The following is a 15321-nucleotide window of genomic DNA, read 5'->3' on the forward strand; positions in this document are numbered from 1 at the left end:
TATCATGCCGCCTCGCCGCTACAACCCCGACCACCGACGTGAAGCGCTTCTGGAACGTATTAATATGGATATTCCGGCAAGCGTCGCCCATGCGTTGAAAGAAGACCTGGGGGGTGACGTTAACGCCGATAAAGATATTACCGCACAATTGTTGCCAAAAGAGACACGCTCGCACGCGGTCATTATCACCCGTGAGGAGGGCGTTTTTTGCGGCAAGCGTTGGGTTGAAGAGGTCTTTACTCAGCTGGCGGGTGACGATGTACAGGTGACATGGCACGTTGATGATGGTGATGCAGTGACCGCCAATCAGCCGCTGTTCGAGCTGGACGGTCCTTCCCGCGTATTACTGACCGGCGAGCGTACCGCGCTCAATTTTGTCCAAACGCTCTCTGGCGTCGCCAGTGAAGTGCGCCGCTACGTTGACCTGCTGGCCGGCACCCGTACCCAGCTGCTTGATACCCGCAAAACGCTGCCGGGCCTGCGCACTGCGCTGAAGTACGCGGTGCTCTGCGGCGGCGGCGCAAACCATCGTCTGGGCTTATCCGATGCTTTCCTGATTAAAGAGAACCACATTATCGCTTCTGGCTCCGTGCGTCAGGCGGTGGAAAAGGCCTTCTGGCTGCATCCGGATGTGCCGGTTGAGGTGGAAGTTGAAAGCCTGGAAGAGCTGGAACAGGCGATCAAGGCCGGGGCCGATATCATCATGCTCGATAACTTCGAGACGGAGCAGATGCGCGAGGCGGTGAAACTGACCAACGGCCGGGCCCAGCTTGAAGTGTCCGGAAACGTCACTTTCGAGACGATCCGTGAGTTCGCCGAAACCGGCGTGGATTACATCTCCGTTGGCGCGCTGACCAAGCACGTTCGCGCCCTCGATCTCTCAATGCGCTTCAAATAACGCACGCTCCCCTCTCTGTCCGGAGAGGGGAATTTCAGCCTCGCTCGCAAATCCATTGTCCTTCTCTGCAACACGGAATGAATTCTCTGAAGCTCCTTTCTCGTTCTCTTTTTTGCCCCTCGTTTCTGCCCTGTCCCGCTGACAAAGTAGCGCCACTTTGCATAAGGAGCAGATATGGACAGACAACAAGGATTCACACTCATTGAGCTGATGGTGGTCATTGGCATCATTGCGATTCTGAGCGCCATCGGCGTTCCCGCCTATCAGAACTACCTGCGTAAAGCAGCCCTCACCGATATGCTGCAAACTTTCGTTCCCTATCGCACTGCCATTGAGCTTTGCGCGCTCGATCGCGGCGGCGTGGAGAGCTGCGATGCCGGCAGTAACGGTATTCCCTCTCCTGCCACGACGCGTTACGTTTCAGAAATGAGCGTGGCGAAAGGGATCGTGACCTTAACAGGCCAGGAGAGCCTGAACGGGCTGACGGTAACCATGACGCCGCAGTGGAGCAACGGCAACGGTATGACGGGCTGGACGCGTGACTGCAATATCAGTGCTGACAGCGCGCTTAAGCAGGCCTGCGAAGACGTCTTCCGCTTCGACACTAACTAAGGAGCGGATAATGAACACCGATCAACTCGTGGCGCTTTGTTTTCGCCACCATGCCCTGCTGCTCACCAGCGACAGCGACATGATTAGCATCGCCGTCGTGGGAACCCCCGCGCCTGAACTGATGGAGGCCCTGCGCTTCGCGACCCAGAAGCGGATTGATATCGAATGCTGGAGCGCTGAACGCATGGAAAAGCACCGGCAGTTAACCGCGCAATCGCATCTGCCCGTCGTTTCGCAACCCCACTCCGCGGTGGACATCCTCAACCACACGCTGCAGCAGGCAGTAAACCAGCGCGCGTCTGACATCCATATCGAACCAATGGAGCACGCGTGCCAGATCCGCTTACGTATCGACGGGGTACTTTATCCGCAGCCTCCCCTTTCCGCCGCGCTGGCGACGATGCTCAGCGCCCGGTTAAAAGTGCTGGGTAATCTGGATATTGCGGAACGACGCTTGCCGCAGGACGGTCAGTTTACGATTGAGCTGACAAACGAGCCGGTCTCGTTTCGTATCGCCACGCTTCCCTGCAACGGCGGTGAGAAAATTGTGCTGCGTTTGCTACATCAGGTTCAGCAGGCGCTGGAACCGAACGCGCTTGGCATGAGCGCTAAACAGCTGGCCTGTTTTAATGAGGTACTCCACCAGCCTCAGGGGCTAATTCTGGTCACCGGCCCGACGGGCAGCGGCAAAACCGTAACGCTTTACAGCGCGCTGCAGGCGCGTAACACCCCTGACGTCAACATCTGCAGCGTGGAGGATCCCATCGAGATCCCGCTTGCGGGGTTAAATCAGACGCAGGTTAACCCCCGCGCGGGCTTAACATTCCAGAGCGTACTGAGAGCGCTGCTCCGTCAGGATCCGGACATCATTATGGTCGGGGAAATTCGCGATGGTGAAACGGCAGAAATTGCCATTAAAGCCGCGCAGACCGGGCATCTGGTATTGTCGACGCTGCACACCAACTCGACGACGGAAACCCTCATTCGTCTGGAGCAGATGGGCGTGGCGCGCTGGATGATCTCTTCCGCGCTCTCGATGGTAATTGCCCAGCGGCTGGTTCGGCGCCTTTGCCCGCACTGCCGACAGAAAACAGGGGAGCATACGGACCTGCCGCGCTCGGTTTGGCCGCGGCAACTTCCTCGCTGGCAGCCTGCAGGCTGCGATCGTTGTTATCACGGTTTTTACGGGCGCGTGGCCATTTTTGAAGTACTTGAGATCGATAATCCCCTGCGCCAGGCTATTGCCAGCGGGGCAGGCACCGAGGTGATTGAAGCCAGCGCCCGACAGGCTGGACTCATCTCGCTGTTTGAACACGGCTGCATGGCCGTTGAACAAGGGATGACCACGCTTGAAGAGTTAGTGCGTGTTCTGGGTATGCCCGATGGCTGCTAATCAACTCTGGCGCTGGCGAGCAATCTCCGCTGAAGGAGCCCCCCGACACGGGGTACTCTGGGCCACCGACCGCAACGCAGCCTTCACCAGGCTGATGCGTAACGACCTCCATCCTCTGGCCCTGACCCGATGCGCTCAAAGGCACCGCTGGCGTCCATATCACTGCTACGAGATGTTTCGTCAGCTCGCAACGCTTCTGCAGGCCGGGCTGACGCTCGCGCATAGTCTGCAAATGCTGGCAGACCAACATCCAGTAGAACCGTGGCGGGGGCTACTGCAAAACGTTGCCGATGAACTCAGTGAAGGTTGTCCTTTTTCTGAGGCGCTCAAACGGTGGCCAGCAGTCTTTAGCCCACTGCATATCTCAATGGTGAAAACCGGAGAGCTAACGGGGAAGCTTGAAGCGTGCTGCCGAGAGCTTGCAGAGCAGCAAAAAGCGCAGCAGCAGCTCAGCTCGAAGGTGAAAAAAGCGCTGCGCTACCCGGCGATCGTCCTGACGCTGGCCGTGCTCGTCGTGCTGGCAATGGTCACCCTGGTTTTGCCCGAATTTGCCGCGATCTACAAAACCTTTAATACCCCGCTTCCGGCGCTGACGCGAATTGTTATGGGGATGGCCGCGTTTATGCAGTCATATGCCCTTGCGCTGTTAACGATGCTGCTTGTTCCCGTAACTGCAGCCTGGCCTCTGCGACACCATCCTCGCTGGCAGCGTATTCTGCTGAGTTTTCCCGTAATGGGCGCGCTGGCGAGAGGGCAAAAGCTGGGGCAGATCTTCACCGTGCTGTCGCTCACGCAGCAGGCGGGCATTGCATTCTTACAGGGGCTTGAAAGTGCAGAAGAGACTGTTGAAAGCCGGTACTGGCAGGGAATACTCCGCAGCATACGCGAGAACATTGAAAAAGGTCTCCCCGTCTGGTCGTCCTTTCAGAAGGCGGCAATGTTTACCCCGCTCTGTATTCAGCTTTTACGAACCGGCGAGATGTCAGGTTCGCTGGACGTCATGCTGGCAAACCTTGCTCGCCATCACACGGAACAGACCTTTCAACGTGCAGACAACCTGGCGGCGCTTCTGGAGCCACTGCTCCTGGTTGTTACGGGGGTTATCATCGGCACGCTGGTGGTGGCAATGTATCTGCCGATTTTCCATCTGGGTGATGCGATGAGCGCGGGGTAGTGCAGCAGCGCTGGCGCACGAGCATGCGCCAGCGAAAGCCATTACAGGCTATTGAAAACGCGGTTTTCCTGCTCCTGAACGCGAATAAACGTTGTGCGTTTCGTCAGCTCTTTCAAGCGGGATGCACCCACGTAGGTACAGGCAGAGCGCAGGCCGCCCAAGATGTCGCGCGCAGTGTTTTCAACCGGGCCGCGCAGAGGCAGCTTCACGGTTTTGCCTTCTGCCGCACGGTATTTTGCCACGCCACCGACGTGGCGGGTCATCGCGGATTCAGAGCTCATACCGTAGAACAGCATGAATTTCTCGCCGTTCTCTTCCACCACGGTGCCGCCGCTCTCTTCGTGGCCTGCCAGCATACCGCCGAGCATGACGAAGTCCGCGCCGCCGCCAAAGGCCTTTGCGACATCGCCCGGCATGGTGCAACCGCCGTCGCTGATGATCTGGCCGCCCAGGCCGTGCGCCGCGTCGGCACATTCAATGACCGCGGAAAGCTGCGGATAACCAACTCCGGTCTTCACGCGCGTGGTGCATACGGAGCCCGGGCCAATGCCCACTTTCACGATGTCGGCACCGGAAAGGATCAGCTCTTCACACATTTCACCGGTCACCACGTTACCCGCGATGATGGTTTTGGTCGGCCAGGCTTCGCGCGCCTTGCTGACGAACTGTACGAAGTGCTCGGAGTAACCGTTCGCCACATCAATACAAACGAAGCTAAGCGCCGGGTTGGCATTCAGGATCTGTTTGGTTTTCTCGAAATCGGCGTCGGAAGTACCGGTGGAAACCATCACGTGCTTCACCACGTCAGCAGAGGCGGACGCAACAAACGCATTCCACTCTTCAGGAGTGTAGTGCTTGTGGACTGCAGTAAGAATATCGAACTGAGCCAGCGCCGTTGCCATCTCAAAGGTACCGACTGTATCCATGTTGGCAGCAATGATTGGCACGCCAGACCAGGTCTGACCGGAGTGTTTAAAGGTGAATTGACGTTCGAGTTCAACGTCTGAGCGACTTTTCAGTGTAGAGCGTTTAGGGCGGATAAGAACGTCTTTGAAACCTAACTTCAGATCTTCTTCGATACGCATGTGCGGATTCCTGGGGTTAGAGGCAAATATGTTAAAAGCACAACTCCAGTGACGCTATCATACGCACTAATACCTGCTCCGCAAGACTGCGAAATTCTCTTTTTTTACGCTACAATCCTATAAATTTACCTGGTAAAAAGCCGGTAAAGAGAATCAAACAATTACTGTCGCACGTTTGTTTTTTAAGCAACTGATTTCCATAATGAATAATTCCCAGGATTTGATTTAATGGGGTATATCGTCGCAGTAACCGGCGGCATCGGTAGTGGCAAAAGTACCGTTGCGGACGCGTTTTCTCGTCTCGGCATCGCGATTATTGATGCTGATATTATTGCCCGTCAGGTGGTAGAGCCCAATACACCCGCGCTAAAGGCCATCGCCGACCATTTCGGTCAGGCAATCATCAATGCCGATGGCACACTGAACCGCCGTCAGCTTCGCGAATATATTTTTTCCGATTCTGCGGAAAAAGCCTGGCTTAATGCCCTGCTCCACCCCATTATCCACCAGGAAACTCAGCGTCAGATAGCCGCAGCCCGCTCGCCCTATGTCCTGTGGGTGGTTCCGCTCCTGGTAGAAAATCAGCTGCATAAGAAAGCCAATCGGGTATTGGTGATTGATGTCACACCCGAGACGCAAATCCAGCGAACCATGACGCGCGACCACGTCTCGCGCGAACATGCTGAACAAATTCTTGCCGCTCAGGCCACTCGCGCTCAGCGCCTTGCCGTTGCGGATGATGTTATTGATAATAACGGCGCACCAGATGCCATTGCATCGGATGTTGCCCGCCTGCACGAGCAGTATCTAACCTTCGCCGCGCAGGCCGTTGCACAGGAAAAACCATAATGTCGACTCACATCCTTTTTGAGCACCCGCTCAATGAAAAAATGCGTACCTGGCTGCGCATTGAATTTCTCATCCAACAGCTTTCACAACATCTGCCTGTTAACGATCATGCCACGGCGTTGCACTTCTTTCGCAACGTAGGCGATCTGCTGGATGTGATTGAACGTGGCGATGTCCGCACGGAGCTGTTGAAAGAGCTGGAGCGCCAGCAGCGTAAATTACAGGCCTGGGCCGAAGTACCGGGCGTGGATCAAAGTCGAATTGACGCCTTACGCCAGCAGTTGAAAAACAGCAGCACGACGCTGATGGCCGCGCCGCGCGTTGGGCAATATTTACGAGAAGACCGTTTGATAGCGCTGGTGCGCCAGCGCCTGAGCATACCGGGCGGTTGCTGTAGCTTTGATCTGCCAACGCTGCATATGTGGCTGCATATGCCGCAGGAACAGCGCGATCGCCAGGTAAACAGCTGGCTGGGTAGCCTGGAGCCGATGAATCAGACGCTATCGCTGATCCTTGATCTTGTGCGTAACTCTGCCCCGTTCCGCAAGCAAACCAGTCTCAACGGTTTTTATCAGGACAACGGCGACGACGCCGATCTTCTGCGTCTAAATTTGTCTCTTGGCGAGCAGCTTTATCCACAAATTTCCGGGCATAAAAGCCGTTTCGCGATCCGCTTTATGCCGCTGGACAGTGAAAATGGCACCGTGCCGGAACGCCTCGATTTTGAACTGGCCTGTTGTTAAGGAGTGCCAATGTCTGACGTCACCACCGTAACCTGCCCAACCTGTGGGAAAACTGTCGTCTGGGGAGAAGTGAGTCCGTTTCGCCCGTTCTGCTGCAAGCGCTGTCAGCTCATTGATCTGGGCGAATGGGCGGCTGAAGAGAAACGTATTCCGAGCGAAGGCGACCTCTCGGATAGCGATGACTGGAGCGAAAGCCAGCAGTAACGTTCAAAGCCTGCTGGCGATTCGTTCGGCAGGCCTACATGTTTGTCGCTAAGCGGCGGATCACAGGCTCATTGGCTGGCGGGAATTTGTCGGCATCACTGACCTGAAGTTCCACCCAGTTACCCGGCTGTCCCTCTTTTCCCCAGGGTTCACCTTCCCAGCTTTCCACCAGCCAGAACCACAGCGTGATGTGCCTGTCGGGAAACTGATACTCCAGCTTATCGAACAGCGTGGCGCCAAGCGGGGTAATCCCCACCTCTTCCTGCAGCTCACGCACCAGCGCCTCTTCCGGCGTTTCTCCTGATTCGATTTTCCCGCCAGGAAACTCCCACTTGTTCGCCATATGGGCGTCAGCAGCGCGCTGGGTGATGAAGATTTGGTTTTGCGGGTTGCGAATAATCCCGACGGCAATTTGCAGTATTTTCATAGCGTCACTTCCATAAAAAAGGCGCAGATATCTGCGCCTTTTCAGTTAGTTATGTTCTTAGCTCAGGCGGCCGTGGCACGCCTTGTATTTTTTACCGGAACCACACGGGCACGGATCGTTACGACCGACTTTACGATCGCCGGTCTGCGCGGCGATCGCTGCTGCGGCTTCGCTTTCGTCTGTCTGGTGGCTCAGCTGCTGCATCTGCGCCAGACGCTCAGCTTCTTCACGACGCTGCTGCTCCATCGCTTCCACTTCTTCCGGCATGCGCACCTGAACCTTGCTCAGGGTGCTGATCACTTCGTACTTCAGTGACTCCAGCATAGAGGCAAACATGGAGAAGGATTCACGCTTGTACTCCTGCTTCGGATCTTTCTGCGCATAGCCGCGCAGGTGGATACCCTGACGCAGGTAGTCCATCGCCGCCAGGTGCTCTTTCCACAGGGAGTCCAGCGTCTGCAGCATCACGCCTTTTTCGAAGTGACGCATCATCTCAGCGCCAACCACTTCTTCCTTACGCTTATAAACCTCCAGCGCGGTTTCAAAGATACGTTCGCGCAGGGTCTCTTCATGCAGCTCAGGCTCTTTATCCAGCCACTCTTTGATTGGCAGATCGAGATCGAAGTCGTTTTTCAGACGTTCCTGCAGGCCTTCAACGTCCCACATCTCTTCCAGAGACTGCGGTGGAATATGCGCGTCGATGGTGGCTTTGAACACATCTTCGCGGATGCTGTTGATGGTTTCGCTCACGTCGGACACGTCCAGCAGTTCGTTACGCTGGGTGTAGATCGCGCGACGCTGATCGTTGGCCACGTCATCATATTCCAGCAGCTGCTTACGAATATCGAAGTTGCGGCTTTCCACTTTACGCTGGGCGTTAGCGATCGCTTTAGTCACCCATGGGTGCTCAATGGCTTCACCAGGCTTCATGCCCAGCTTACGCATCATGCCGGACACGCGGTCGGAGGCGAAAATACGCATCAGCGCATCTTCCATAGACAGGTAGAAGCGGGAAGAACCGGCATCACCCTGACGGCCCGCACGGCCACGCAGCTGGTTGTCGATACGACGAGATTCGTGACGCTCGGTACCGATGATGTGCAGACCACCGGATGCCAGCACCGCGTCGTGACGCACCTGCCAGTCGGCTTTGATCTGCTCGATCTGCTCTGGCGTTGGGTTTTCCAGCTCAGCGACTTCAGCCTGCCAGCTACCGCCGAGCATAATATCGGTACCACGACCCGCCATGTTGGTGGCGATGGTCACGGCTCCCGGATAGCCCGCCTGAGCAACAATGTCCGCTTCTTTAGCGTGGAACTTGGCGTTCAGAACGTTGTGCTTGATGCCTGCTTTGGTCAGCTCATTGGAAACCACCTCGGATTTCTCGATGGAGATGGTCCCCACCAGAACCGGCTGACCATTGGCAGTACGGTCGCGAATATCTTCGATGATCGCCTGAATTTTTTCCGCTTCGGTCATGTACACCAGGTCCGGCATATCCTTACGGATCATCGGACGGTTGGTTGGCACAACCACGGTATCCAGCTTGTAGATGGAGCTGAATTCAAACGCTTCGGTATCTGCGGTACCGGTCATCCCCGCCAGCTTCTCATACAGACGGAAGTAGTTCTGGAAGGTGATTGAGGCCAGCGTCTGGTTTTCGTTTTGAATGTCCACGCCTTCTTTCGCTTCCACCGCCTGGTGCAGGCCATCGGACCAGCGACGACCCTGCATGGTACGGCCGGTGTGTTCATCGACAATGATGACTTCACCGTCTTTCACGATGTAATCAACGTCGCGGGTGAACAACGCGTGGGCACGCAGCGCGGCGGTTACGTGATGCATCAGCATAATGTTGCTCGGAGAGTACAGAGACTCACCTTCTTCCATAATGCCTTCAGCCACCAGCAGCTCTTCGATTTTCACCAGACCGCGTTCGGTCAGGTTCACCTGGCGCGCTTTTTCATCTACGGAGAAGTGGCCTTCACCCTGGAAGGTATCGGAGTCTTCTTTCTCCTGACGCAGCAGGTGTGGAATGATTTTGTCGACTTTACGGTACATGTCAGAGCTGTCTTCGGCCGGGCCGGAGATGATCAGCGGGGTACGCGCTTCATCGATCAGAATGGAGTCAACCTCATCCACCAGCGCATAGTGCAGCTTACGCTGGACGCGCTCTTCCGGGCTGAACGCCATGTTGTCGCGCAGGTAGTCGAAGCCGTATTCGTTGTTGGTGCCGTAGGTGATGTCCGCGTTGTAGGCTTCGCGCTTGGCGGGTGCCGGCAGTCCGGACATGTTGATGCCGACGGTCATGCCAAGGAATTCGAACAGCGGACGGTTGTTTTCGGCATCACGCTGGGCCAGATAGTCGTTGACGGTAACGACGTGAACGCCCTTACCGGTCAGTGCATTCAGGTAAGCCGGCAGCGTTGCGGTCAGGGTTTTACCTTCACCGGTACGCATTTCCGCGATGCAGCGTTCGTTAAGCACCATACCGCCCAGCAATTGAACGTCGAAGTGACGCATACCGAACACACGTTTACTCGCTTCACGCACAACGGCGAAAGCTTCCGGGATCAGGCTCTCTAAGGTTTCGCCTTTTTCCAGGCGTGCGCGGAACTCCGCGGTTTTCGCCTTCAGCTCATCATCAGAGAGCTTCTCCATCGCCGGTTCCATACCGTTGATGATGTTTACAGCTTTGCGCATACGGCGCAGGGTACGATCGTTACGACTACCAAAAACTTTGGTTAATAATTTGATTAGCATAATAAATTCTCAAACGCCCCAGACGGGCAGATAAATTAAGGTATTGAAAAAGGTTAATTTAGCTGAGGCGTTGAGGCCCGGCACGGATGCCGTGAACCTGGCTAATCCATGTCGAAACGGAGAATGATACAGGAGGAACAAACCAGGTTTGCGCCGTCTGACTCACAGTCACGGGCGGCTGGTTATCCTGCGTCAGAAGCGCATTAAGCGTATCGAGCAGGGCAAGGTGCTGAGCCTGAACCGGCAGCGACTCTTCAGCAACAGGCATCGTCTGCGGCGCCATCGCGAACGACAGATGACGAATAACCGTGCGGATGGCGTGCTGCTGCCAGTAATCAACGGAGAAATTAGGACGACGGCTGGCTTCAAGCCACGCGAGATTAGTAAAGTTAACCCGCGTCGAGAGATCGTGTTTAGTTGTCGTGGAACGTGCTGGCGTCGCCGCTTCCGCACTGTTACTGAGCGCAGGCAAGCCGAAACTCGCCGCGACCATCCCTAATAAGAGATGCGGCCAGAAGTAACGTCTGCCAAATTGTCGCCAGCGCGTCAGTATTCCGCTCACTTGCTCCACCACATTCGCCCGCCAGTGCAGGCTGAGTTCAATTATTCTTTTTTAGCGCCCAGATATTACCACTAAAGCCAATACGCAGCAGCAGGAATGACACCTTGCAGCAGGTAAAAACGGTCAATAATGCAGCGAACACACCGTTATTCGGCACCCGACAATGGCCAGGGAGTAGAGGGGCAAATCAAAGAAGGGCAGAAATAAAAACGACTGGCTTCCCTGGTCGGAGAGAGTACCAGGTGAACCAGTCGCTTTTCTTACGAAACGGCGTTAACCGTTACGCCAGGACCATAGTCGGTGCTTTGAACGCCAGCGGCAGTTCCGCTTCGTCTTCAAAGGTCACATATTCCCAGGCTTCCTGTTTTGCCAGGACGGCCTGCAACAATTTGTTGTTCAGTGCATGACCGGATTTGAACGCGGTAAATGCACCAATGATGTTGTGACCACACATGAACAGGTCGCCGATCGCATCCAGCATTTTGTGACGAACAAATTCATCTTCAAAACGCAGGCCGTCTTCGTTCAGTACGCGATAATCGTCAACAACGATGGCACAATCGAAGCTGCCGCCCAGGCACAGGCCGCGGGACTGCAGATATTCGATATCACGCATGAAGCCAAACGTACGTGCGCGGCTGATCTGGCGCATAAACGCATCAGCAGAGAAGTTCATCGCGTAGCGCTGGGTGCTGGAGTCAATCGCCGGATGGTTAAAGTCGATGGTAAAGTCCAACGAGAAACCATTGTACGGTTTGAATTCAGCCCACTTGTCGCCATCTTCGACGCGAACGGTCTCTTTGATGCGAACAAATTTCTTCGCACAGTTCAGTTCTTCGATGCCGGCATCCAGCAACAGATAAACGAACGGCGCAGCACTACCATCCATAATCGGGATTTCTGGCGCATCGACTTCAACAATAATGTTGTCGATACCCAGACCCGCCAGGGCGGCGTTCAGGTGCTCTACGGTAGAAATCCGCACGTCATGCTCGTTCACCAGACAAGTACAGAGCATTGTATCACGCACAGATTTGGCATCGGCCGGAAAATCTACCGGTGGATTCAAGTCGGTGCGACGATAGATGACCCCGGTATTGGCCGGCGCAGGGCGTAACGTCAGTGTGACTTTCTTGCCGGTATGTAAACCGACACCCGTCGCCTGAACGATACGTTTAAGTGTCCTTTGTTTGATCATCGTATAATCTCGCCAAATTAACTATCCAACCGAGAGTGTATATCACTAACGGTGGGCCAGTTTAGCACAAAGAGCGCAAATCCCCAAATTCCAGCCAATTCTTAGTCAGCTTGCTTACGCAGGAACGCCGGGATGTCCAGATAATCTGGCTCTTTTGCCGTTTGCGGCGTTGGGTCGTTCACTACTTTCGCGGCCGGTTTTTGCTCCTGAGTCAGAGGAGACATACCGTGCTGCTGGTAACGATCCATTACCGGTTGCTGAGTCTGCTTGTTGGTCACGAGGGTGATCTCAGGACGCTTGTCCATACCGATACCGGTCGCAACAACGGTAACACGCAGCTCGTCGTTCATTTCCGGGTCAAGGGAAGTACCGATTACCACGGTCGCGTTGTCAGAGGCGAACGCGCGGATGGTATTACCCACGGTTTCGAACTCATCCAGACGCAGGTCAAAGCCAGCGGTAATGTTGACCAGCACGCCGCGCGCACCGGACAGATCGATATCTTCCAGCAGTGGAGAAGATATAGCCATTTCAGCCGCTTCTTCCGCACGGTCTTCGCCGCTCGCCACGCCAGAGCCCATCATCGCGTAGCCCATTTCGGACATCACGGTGCGAACGTCTGCAAAGTCAACGTTCATCAGGCCAGGACGGGTAATCAGTTCTGCGATACCCTGGACCGCGCCTTTCAGCACGTCGTTTGCTGCGCCGAAGGCGTCAAGCAGGGAGATACCACGACCCAGAACTTTCAGCAGCTTGTCGTTCGGGATGGTGATCAGCGAGTCCACATGCTTGGACAGCTCGGTGATACCCTGTTCCGCGAAGGCCATACGCTTTTTGCCTTCGAAGTTGAAAGGCTTGGTCACGACAGCAACGGTCAGGATACCTAAATCTTTAGCTACTTCAGCGACAACAGGTGCTGCACCGGTACCGGTACCGCCGCCCATGCCTGCTGCGATGAAGACCATGTCCGCACCTTCCAGTGCAGCACGCAGGGCTTCACGATCTTCTTCAGCCGCGTTGCGACCGACTTCCGGGTTAGCCCCAGCCCCCAGCCCTTTGGTGATGCCACCGCCGATCTGGATAGTCTGGCCAACTGCCGTTTTACGCAGTGCCTGCGCATCGGTGTTAACTGCGAAGAATTCAACACCTTCAATGCGTTCACGCACCATATGCTCTACGGCGTTACCGCCGCCGCCACCGACGCCGATGACTTTAATCACCGCGTCGTTGGTCAGTTCCATAGGTTCAAACATAATTTCTCTCTCCGTTGTGCCTGTCGCCCGAGACCGCTAATTCTCTCCGGTCTCTTTAAAAAATTAAAACTCTTTTCGCAGCCAGTTGTTCAGTCGTTTGACCCACGACCCCACTGAGACGCGTTTTTCCACTTCCGCTTCACCACTGAGATGAGATTCCTTCCCGTAGTGGAGCAGGCCCACAGCCGTTGAATAGTACGGCTCCTGAGCATAATCCGTTAAACCGGTAATATTCAGCGGCGCACCAATACGCACCTGCGTATGGAACACGCGCTGAGCGCAGGCCGCAAGACCTTCAATTTGCGCTGCACCGCCGGTTAATACAATCCCCGCCGCAAGATGATGCTTAACCCCCTGCTGACGAAGCTGTTCCTGAAGCTGTAAAATCTCTTCGTTGACCAGGTTGAGCAGCTCGGTATAGCGCGGCTCAATTACCTCTGCCAACGTCTGGCGCTGCAGGCTACGCGGCGGACGGCCGCCCACGCTCGGCACCTCAACGCTCTCATCTTTACCAACGATAGACCCCAGCGCACAGCCGTGGCGTACTTTAATCGCTTCTGCATCGCTCGGTGGCGTACCAAAAGCGTAAGCAATATCGCTGGTCACAACGTTCCCTGCATAAGGGATCACTTTGGTGTGGCGCAGCGCACCGCCGGTATACACGGCCATGTCCATTGTACCACCACCGATATCCACCACACAGACACCCAGTTCACGTTCGTCTTCGGTCAGCACGGAATAACTTGCCGCCAGACCGGCGAAAATAAGTTGGTCAACTTTCAGGCCACAACGTTCAACGGCTTTTACGATGTTCTTCGCCATATCGTTGTGACATGTGATCAGGTGCACTTTTGCCTGCATACGCACGCCAGACAGACCAACCGGGTTCTTGATCCCTTCCTGGTAGTCAATCGCATATTCCTGCGGGATCACGTGCAGCACGCGATGCTCATCGCGAACGCGCACGGACTTCGCCGTATGCACAACGTTTTCAACGTCTTCCTGCGTCACTTCTTCTTCAGAAATCGGCACCATACCGATTTCGTTCTGGCAGCTAATGTGCTTGCCAGAAAGGGCCAGATAGACAGAAGAAATCTGGCAATCTGCCATTAATTCAGCCTGGTCGATGGCGCGCTGTACGCATTTCACCACCGACTCAAGGTCGTTTACCCCACCTTTATCCATACCACGGGACGGGCAACTGCCCACGCCAATGATATTGACCATACCGTCGGGCAGAACTTCCCCTACTAAAGCGGCAACCTTCGCGGTGCCAATCTCCAGTCCAACTACCAGTTTTCTGTCCGTCGCCTTGATCATTGTTGTTCTGCCTGTACCTGTGCCTGATTCTGTTGCTGATTAGGTTCCTCGACCGGAGCCGGCTCCCAACCGACTGCTGCGCCTGAGTCATAGCGCAAATCAACGTAGCTTATCCGTTTGCCGTCCGCCTGCGCCTGCTGTTGTAAAACCGGGTAAAGTTCTACAAAACGCGCAAGACGTTTCATTGTGTCGCCGCGTCCCAGGTTGAGCTTAATGCCGTTCGTCAACGTCAGCTGCCAGGAGCGGCGCGCCGTCATCGCAGCATCTTTTAACGTAAACCTGTCCTTCGCCAGCACCTGCCCCATTTCACGAAAACCCTGCAATACTTCGTTTTCGCTGCCTTCAGGGCCATACAACATCGGTAAATTTTGCTTGTTGACACGATCGCTCGGGACGCTGAAGGAATTTCCATCTACGTCAACCATGTGCTGATCATTCCAACGCGCAATGGGCACATATTCAACCAGATGAATCTTCAATTCATCAGGCCATTGTTTTCTGACACTCGCCTGTTTTATCCAGGGCAGACGTTCAATCTGGCTCTGGATAATATTGACGTCCTGCGTCATAAAGGTGCCGGGCGATCCCAGCGCCAGAATAGACTGGCGAATATCATCGTTACGCGTGTAGTGACGCTCGCCGGTCACCACCAGCTTTGACAGCGGCAAGCGCTGTGCGTCTTCCATCCAGCCCAGCACCATCCAGCCGCTGATAAACACGGTGCACAGCACCCCGAGCAGGAAAATTATCCCTGCAAGACGCGTTCCATTACTCCGGCGTGAAGAAGTGTATTCTTCTTCGTCATCGCGGTTGCGCGTGTTCAATGCAGCCTGAGACATA

15 protein-coding genes are annotated in these 15321 nt (G+C 55.2%); 7 read left to right on the forward strand and 8 right to left on the reverse strand.

What is annotated here, in order from left to right; translation table 11 throughout:
- Window positions 1–4: 4 nt before the first annotated feature.
- From nadC to hofC, 4 genes are all read left to right on the forward strand, one after another.
- Complete coding sequence (gene nadC / locus IM294_RS09615) at window positions 5–898, forward strand: carboxylating nicotinate-nucleotide diphosphorylase (RefSeq protein WP_045259465.1); 894 nt, start codon at window positions 5–7, stop codon at window positions 896–898.
- A 174-nt stretch (window positions 899–1072) separates the two neighbouring features.
- On the forward strand, window positions 1073–1510 hold the full coding sequence (ppdD, locus tag IM294_RS09620; protein WP_048960892.1) for a prepilin peptidase-dependent pilin: 438 nt from the start codon (window positions 1073–1075) through the stop codon (window positions 1508–1510).
- Window positions 1511–1520: 10 nt separating this feature from the next.
- Entirely contained in the window at window positions 1521–2903 is a 1383-nt protein-coding gene (gene gspE, locus IM294_RS09625) for a type II secretion system protein GspE (protein WP_126817836.1), read from the forward strand.
- The gene (gene hofC / locus IM294_RS09630) at window positions 2893–4077 is read left to right on the forward strand and encodes a protein transport protein HofC (RefSeq protein ID WP_126817838.1); all 1185 of its coding nucleotides are present in this window, start codon (window positions 2893–2895) and stop codon (window positions 4075–4077) included. Before gspE ends, hofC begins: the two co-directional genes overlap by 11 nt.
- A 41-nt stretch (window positions 4078–4118) precedes the next feature.
- On the opposite strand, the gene IM294_RS09635 is transcribed toward hofC, so the two are convergent.
- Complete coding sequence (locus tag IM294_RS09635) at window positions 4119–5162, reverse strand: GMP reductase (RefSeq protein ID WP_028015519.1); 1044 nt, start codon at window positions 5160–5162, stop codon at window positions 4119–4121.
- Window positions 5163–5390: 228 nt separating this feature from the next.
- Here IM294_RS09635 and coaE point away from each other — a divergent pair, with 228 nt between their 5' ends.
- From coaE to yacG, 3 genes are read left to right on the forward strand one after another with little or no spacing between them, the layout of a single operon-like run.
- A complete protein-coding gene (coaE, locus tag IM294_RS09640) occupies window positions 5391–6011 on the forward strand; it encodes a dephospho-CoA kinase (RefSeq protein WP_028015518.1) in 621 nt (206 codons plus the stop codon).
- Window positions 6011–6754: a cell division protein ZapD gene (gene zapD / locus IM294_RS09645; protein WP_028015517.1), complete on the forward strand. Its 744-nt coding sequence runs from the start codon at window positions 6011–6013 to the stop codon at window positions 6752–6754. The genes coaE and zapD overlap by 1 nt, the downstream gene beginning before the upstream one ends.
- A 9-nt stretch (window positions 6755–6763) precedes the next feature.
- Window positions 6764–6958: a DNA gyrase inhibitor YacG gene (gene yacG, locus IM294_RS09650; protein WP_100171060.1), complete on the forward strand. Its 195-nt coding sequence runs from the start codon at window positions 6764–6766 to the stop codon at window positions 6956–6958.
- Between the two features lie 34 nt (window positions 6959–6992).
- Here the strand turns inward: yacG and mutT are convergent, their stop codons facing one another.
- The 7 genes from mutT to ftsQ all read right to left on the reverse strand — a co-directional run bounded on the left by mutT (window position 6993) and on the right by ftsQ (window position 15320).
- The gene (gene mutT, locus IM294_RS09655; protein ID WP_028015515.1) at window positions 6993–7385 is read right to left on the reverse strand and encodes an 8-oxo-dGTP diphosphatase MutT; all 393 of its coding nucleotides are present in this window, start codon (window positions 7383–7385) and stop codon (window positions 6993–6995) included.
- A gap of 57 nt (window positions 7386–7442) precedes the next feature.
- Window positions 7443–10148 (reverse strand): preprotein translocase subunit SecA, encoded by a 2706-nt coding sequence (secA, locus tag IM294_RS09660; RefSeq protein WP_049137746.1) that lies wholly within the window; start codon window positions 10146–10148, stop codon window positions 7443–7445.
- Window positions 10149–10206: 58 nt separating this feature from the next.
- Window positions 10207–10710, reverse strand: coding sequence for a secA translation cis-regulator SecM (gene secM / locus IM294_RS09665; protein ID WP_028015513.1), 504 nt, complete (start codon window positions 10708–10710; stop codon window positions 10207–10209).
- A gap of 280 nt (window positions 10711–10990) precedes the next feature.
- Window positions 10991–11908 carry a UDP-3-O-acyl-N-acetylglucosamine deacetylase gene (gene lpxC, locus IM294_RS09670; protein ID WP_006810110.1) on the reverse strand — a complete coding sequence of 306 codons (918 nt, stop codon included), beginning with the start codon at window positions 11906–11908 and terminating at the stop codon, window positions 10991–10993.
- Between the two features lie 101 nt (window positions 11909–12009).
- Window positions 12010–13161, reverse strand: coding sequence for a cell division protein FtsZ (ftsZ, locus tag IM294_RS09675; protein ID WP_008501978.1), 1152 nt, complete (start codon window positions 13159–13161; stop codon window positions 12010–12012).
- Between the two features lie 63 nt (window positions 13162–13224).
- Complete coding sequence (gene ftsA / locus IM294_RS09680; RefSeq protein WP_006173845.1) at window positions 13225–14481, reverse strand: cell division protein FtsA; 1257 nt, start codon at window positions 14479–14481, stop codon at window positions 13225–13227.
- Complete coding sequence (ftsQ, locus tag IM294_RS09685) at window positions 14478–15320, reverse strand: cell division protein FtsQ (RefSeq protein WP_045259458.1); 843 nt, start codon at window positions 15318–15320, stop codon at window positions 14478–14480. Before ftsQ ends, ftsA begins: the two co-directional genes overlap by 4 nt.
- Window position 15321: the final 1 nt, after the last annotated feature.

Source organism: Enterobacter cloacae complex sp. P43RS, from assembly GCF_014930585.1.
Taxonomy (GTDB): Bacteria; Pseudomonadota; Gammaproteobacteria; order Enterobacterales; family Enterobacteriaceae; genus Enterobacter; species Enterobacter bugandensis.